Origin of the sequence: Nocardiopsis salina YIM 90010 (assembly GCF_000341025.1) — a bacterium.
In the GTDB taxonomy this organism is placed as follows: domain Bacteria; phylum Actinomycetota; class Actinomycetes; order Streptosporangiales; family Streptosporangiaceae; genus Nocardiopsis; species Nocardiopsis salina.
This window is the reverse complement of record NZ_ANBF01000243.1, coordinates 13,377-17,152: the sequence shown is the minus strand read 5'-3', so window position 1 is coordinate 17,152 and position 3,776 is coordinate 13,377. Positions and strand designations below refer to the sequence as shown.

At 71.7% G+C, this 3,776-nt stretch carries 5 protein-coding genes (1 of these 5 only partly in view); 1 reads left to right on the top strand and 4 read right to left on the bottom strand.

Annotated features, from left to right (window positions below; all coding sequences use genetic code 11):
• Positions 1 to 11: 11 nt before the first annotated feature.
• Positions 12 to 803 carry an SDR family oxidoreductase gene (locus tag D474_RS0126525; RefSeq protein WP_017616505.1) on the bottom strand — a complete coding sequence of 264 codons (792 nt, stop codon included), beginning with the start codon at positions 801 to 803 and terminating at the stop codon, positions 12 to 14.
• 142 nt (positions 804 to 945) lie between these two features.
• A complete protein-coding gene (locus D474_RS0126520; RefSeq protein ID WP_017616504.1) occupies positions 946 to 1,995 on the bottom strand; it encodes an NAD(P)-dependent alcohol dehydrogenase in 1,050 nt (349 codons plus the stop codon).
• A gap of 469 nt (positions 1,996 to 2,464) precedes the next feature.
• Between D474_RS0126520 and D474_RS0126515 the strand changes: the two genes are divergently transcribed.
• Positions 2,465 to 2,932 carry a PPOX class F420-dependent oxidoreductase gene (locus D474_RS0126515; RefSeq protein WP_017616503.1) on the top strand — a complete coding sequence of 156 codons (468 nt, stop codon included), beginning with the start codon at positions 2,465 to 2,467 and terminating at the stop codon, positions 2,930 to 2,932.
• Between the two features lie 602 nt (positions 2,933 to 3,534).
• Here the strand turns inward: D474_RS0126515 and D474_RS33060 are convergent.
• Positions 3,535 to 3,726: a helix-turn-helix domain-containing protein gene (locus D474_RS33060; RefSeq protein WP_204367154.1), complete on the bottom strand. Its 192-nt coding sequence runs from the start codon at positions 3,724 to 3,726 to the stop codon at positions 3,535 to 3,537.
• Positions 3,720 to 3,776, bottom strand: the 3' end of a protein-coding gene (locus D474_RS33055) for a hypothetical protein (RefSeq protein WP_449289375.1). It continues 240 nt past the right edge of the window; 57 of the gene's 297 nt are visible here — the last part of the coding sequence; the start codon falls outside the window, past its right edge; it ends in the stop codon at positions 3,720 to 3,722. The genes D474_RS33060 and D474_RS33055 overlap by 7 nt, the downstream gene beginning before the upstream one ends.

Sequence of the window (3,776 nt, the reverse complement as noted above, 5' to 3'; positions counted from 1 at the left end):
GCACCGCTGTGTCAGGACTCCACCGAAGAGATCTGGCCGCCGTCCACCCGCATCACCGACCCGGTCACGTACGCGGCCGGCTGCCCGGCCAGGAACGCCGCGACCGCGCCGTACTCGTCGGGGTCGCCGTAGCGGCCGGCGGGGATCGCCGCGCGGCTCTTCTCCGCCGCCTCCTCCACCGGTACACCCTGCCGCTCGGCCTGTGCGCGGTCCAGAGAGGCCACGCGCGGTGTGGCGATACGGCCCGGAACGATCACGTTCACGGTGACCCCGTCCGCGGCGACCTCGTTCGACAGCGTCTTGGACCAGGAGTGCAACGAGGCGCGCAGCGTGTTCGACAGGCCCAGGTTCGGGATCGGTGTGATCGGGCCGGCGGACGTGCTCGTGACCACACGTCCCCAACCCCGCTCGCGCATCCCGCCGATGACGGCATCGGTCAGGCGCACCACCGGCAGGATCATCGAACCGTACTGGTCCTGCCACAACTGCGGGTCCTGGCCCTGCACCGGGGTGGGCGGCGGCCCGCCGGTGTTGTTGACCAGGATGTCGACCGGGCCGAGTTCGCCGGTCACACGCTCGGCCACCTCTTCGGCACGGTCGTGCTCGGCGAGGTCCCACACCAGGCTCATGGTGCGCACTCCGTGCTCGGCGCAGGCCTGCACGGTTGCTTTGAGCCGCTCTTCGTTCCTGCCGGTCACGGCCACATTCACACCCTCGGCGGCCAGCGCAACGGCCATCGCCCGGCCCAGCCCGGAGCTGGCGGCGGTGACGAGGGCGACCTTCCCGGCGATCCCCAGATCCATCGTTCTCCTCACGATCGTGTCAGTGCACTGGGCATCCTGGCAGGCGAGAGGTGGGACGGGGAAGGCAGGGGCGGTCGGGGACACGTCGGGGGAGGGCCCGTCCGTCGCGCGGCGGGACGCGGCGGACGGACCGTCCGGCGGATCAGCTCTGGTTGGGCACCACCACGGCGCGGCCGGTGACCTCCCCGGCCTCCAGACGGCGGTAGGCCTCCAGGGCGTCGTCCATGCTGTATCGCTCCACCTCCGGGCGGATCTGCCCGTTCCGGTACAGGTCGACGACCTCCCACAGGTCCGGGACGCTGCCCCAGTACGTGTTGGTCACGTACGACTCGTACGGGCTGGTGAAGAAGGAGAACTCGTGGGTGCCGGTCCCGATGCCCACCACCGACAGCCGTCCCCCCTGCGCCATCGAGGCCGCGGCAGTGGCGACGGTCGGTTGCGCCCCCACGAAGTCGAAGGCCGCGTCGACACCGCGGCCGCGGGTCATTTCCCGGATCCGTTCGGCCTGGCCCTCGCCGCCGGCCACCGTGACGGCCCCGTTGGCCTCGGCGCGGTCGCGGGCGTCGGCCTTGAGGTCCGTGGCGATGACCGTGGCTCCCGTCAGGGCCTTGAGGATCTGCACGCCGATCTGGCCCAGGCCGCCCAGGCCGATGACCAGCGCGTACTTGCCGCCGCCCGCCAGGTGGGGCAACGCCTGCTTGATCGCGTGGTACGGCGTCAGGCCCGCGTCGGACAACGGAGCGGCGGCCACCGGGTCGGCGTCGCCCAGCGGGACGAGGTGGTGGCCCGGGACCGTCACGTACTCGGCCATCCCGCCGTCGCGGCCCAACCCGACCGCCATGTAGGGGAGCGTGGAGGTGTTCTCGCAGTAGGTCTCCAGGCCGCTCGCGCACTTGCGGCAGTGCTGGCAGCCGATCGGGCCGTAGACGAGGTAGGGCGCTCCGACCTTGATGCGTTCGCTGACGCCGGTGCCCACGCGCTCGACCCAGCCGGAGTTCTCGTGCCCCAGCGTGAAGGGGGGTTCCTGGGCCCCCGGGGAGCCTTTCTCGAACACGCGGTAGACGCTCACGTCGGAGTGGCACGCGCCCGCGCCGGCCACCCTCAACAGGACCTCGCCGGGCCCCGGCTCGGGTGCCTCCACCTCGGTCAGGGTCGGGAACGTCCGGTACTCCTCGAAGACCACCGCTCGCATACGGGCTCCCCACTGTCGTGGACCAGGACCCCGGGGACCACACACGGTCCACCGGGCGGCCACTCGACGTTACCAACGGCGTTCGTGGCGGTTCGGTCAAGTCCGTGTACGGATCAGGTGCTTTGTTCTTGGCCCGGCGCGTCGCGCGGGCGGGTCGTGACACCTCTGATGCAGAGGTGGCCGGAACCGGATCGGGCAGACACGCTCCGGGTGGCCCGGAAACGGCGCGGGGGCTCGGAGGGTGCATCGGCCCCTCGCTTCGCATCGAAACAGCTGTACCTGGGCCCTTCCGGTGTCGACGGACACCCACCGTTCCTCCGCGCGGCAACGTCGTCCCCCAGGGCGTGCACACCCGCCGTCACGGGCTCCTTGTCTCGGGACCTGCCGGGCGCCGACGACAGGTCCGGGCTGATGGCCCTGTCACCGGTACGCTGAGCCGCACTTGACGCCGTACCGGGGGAGCCGCCGCATGAGCCCGTCCATCGCCACCAACACGCGCGTCGACCGTGAGGGCCTACTGGAGTTCCTACGGGCCCGGAACAAGGCGCTGCTCATCACCCGGAGACGCGACGGGGAACCCCAGGCCTCGCCGGTGACCTGCGGCGTCGACACCGAGGGACGGATCGTCGTGTCCACCTACCCCGAGCGCGCCAAGGCCCGCAACGCCGGGCGCGACGAGAGGGTCAGCGTCGTGGTGCTGTCGGAGGACTTCGACGGCCCCTGGGTGCAGGTCGACGGTGCAGCCGAGGTCGTCGACGGCGAAGATGCGGTCGAACCGCTGGTGGAGTACTTCCGCGCGGTGGCCGGTGAGCACCCCGACTGGGAGGAGTACCGCGAGGCGATGCGCCGCCAGGGCAAGGCTCTCGTCCGTGTGACCCCGCAGCGGTGGGGACCCGTCGCCACCGGCGGGTTCCCCGCCGACCGGGCCCCGGAGTAACGCTGTCCTCAGGACGAACGACTGAGTGAGGGCGGGGGGCAGCACCCTCAGGATGTATGTCCAGGTTCAGCACGTACCACCGCGTCGGACGAGTCCACGTGCGCTCGCTGTTCCGCCGAGCTCCGGGGCAGGAGCTCGCCGGGCTCGCCCGCCCGCTGCCACGGCCGACCGGATCACGTCACCTGGGCTGGGACACCCGCCCGCGGTGAGCAGGTGAGATCCCGGTTCTGACCGGCAAAATGCCACGGGGGAGAACTTGGTCGGAACCGGAAGACCACGGGGACGCTCCCGTGTTACCGATGGAAGACACCGAGCCGCGCGGCCTGCCCGTGTCACCCCTCGGGGGCGGGAGGGTCGCGCGCCTCCTCGAGCCCACGCCGCCCACGCCCCCATCCGAGTGATGGCACCAGCGGCGGAGTCGGCGTCGTGCGCTGCGATCTGCCCGCGGTGCTCTCCTGGGTCTCCGGCCGCGGCGGTGCGCGCCTCGAGGAAGGGGCGGAGCACACGCCGCCGCGCTGGATCTGAAGGGGGAACGGACCGGGCGCGGAGACGGGGTCGCATTTCTCCGTGCCCGCCGGTGTGTCCGGGGCGGTGCCCCCGACTCAGGTACCGGACGCCGGGTCGCGCCAGCGCGTCAACTCCAGGGCGGCGGCCACGTGCACCACGTTCTCGCTCAAGGGCTGGGGCAGGAGTTCGTCGGCTCGGGACAGACGCCGGATCACCGTGTTGCGGTGGGTGTAGAGCCGCTTGGCCGTCCGCGAGGTGTTGAACCGCTCCAGCACGTGGGTCAGCACTGTCTCGCGCAGCTCCGCCGGGGCCGTGCGCAGGCCCCCGAGGGTGTCGG

Coding starts and splice junctions, on each gene's coding strand:
- D474_RS0126525 (WP_017616505.1), bottom strand. CDS start 803: ATGGATCTGGGGATCGCCGGGAAGGTCGCCCTCGTCACCGCCGCCAGC.
- D474_RS0126520 (WP_017616504.1), bottom strand. CDS start 1,995: ATGCGAGCGGTGGTCTTCGAGGAGTACCGGACGTTCCCGACCCTGACC.
- D474_RS0126515 (WP_017616503.1), top strand. CDS start 2,465: ATGAGCCCGTCCATCGCCACCAACACGCGCGTCGACCGTGAGGGCCTA.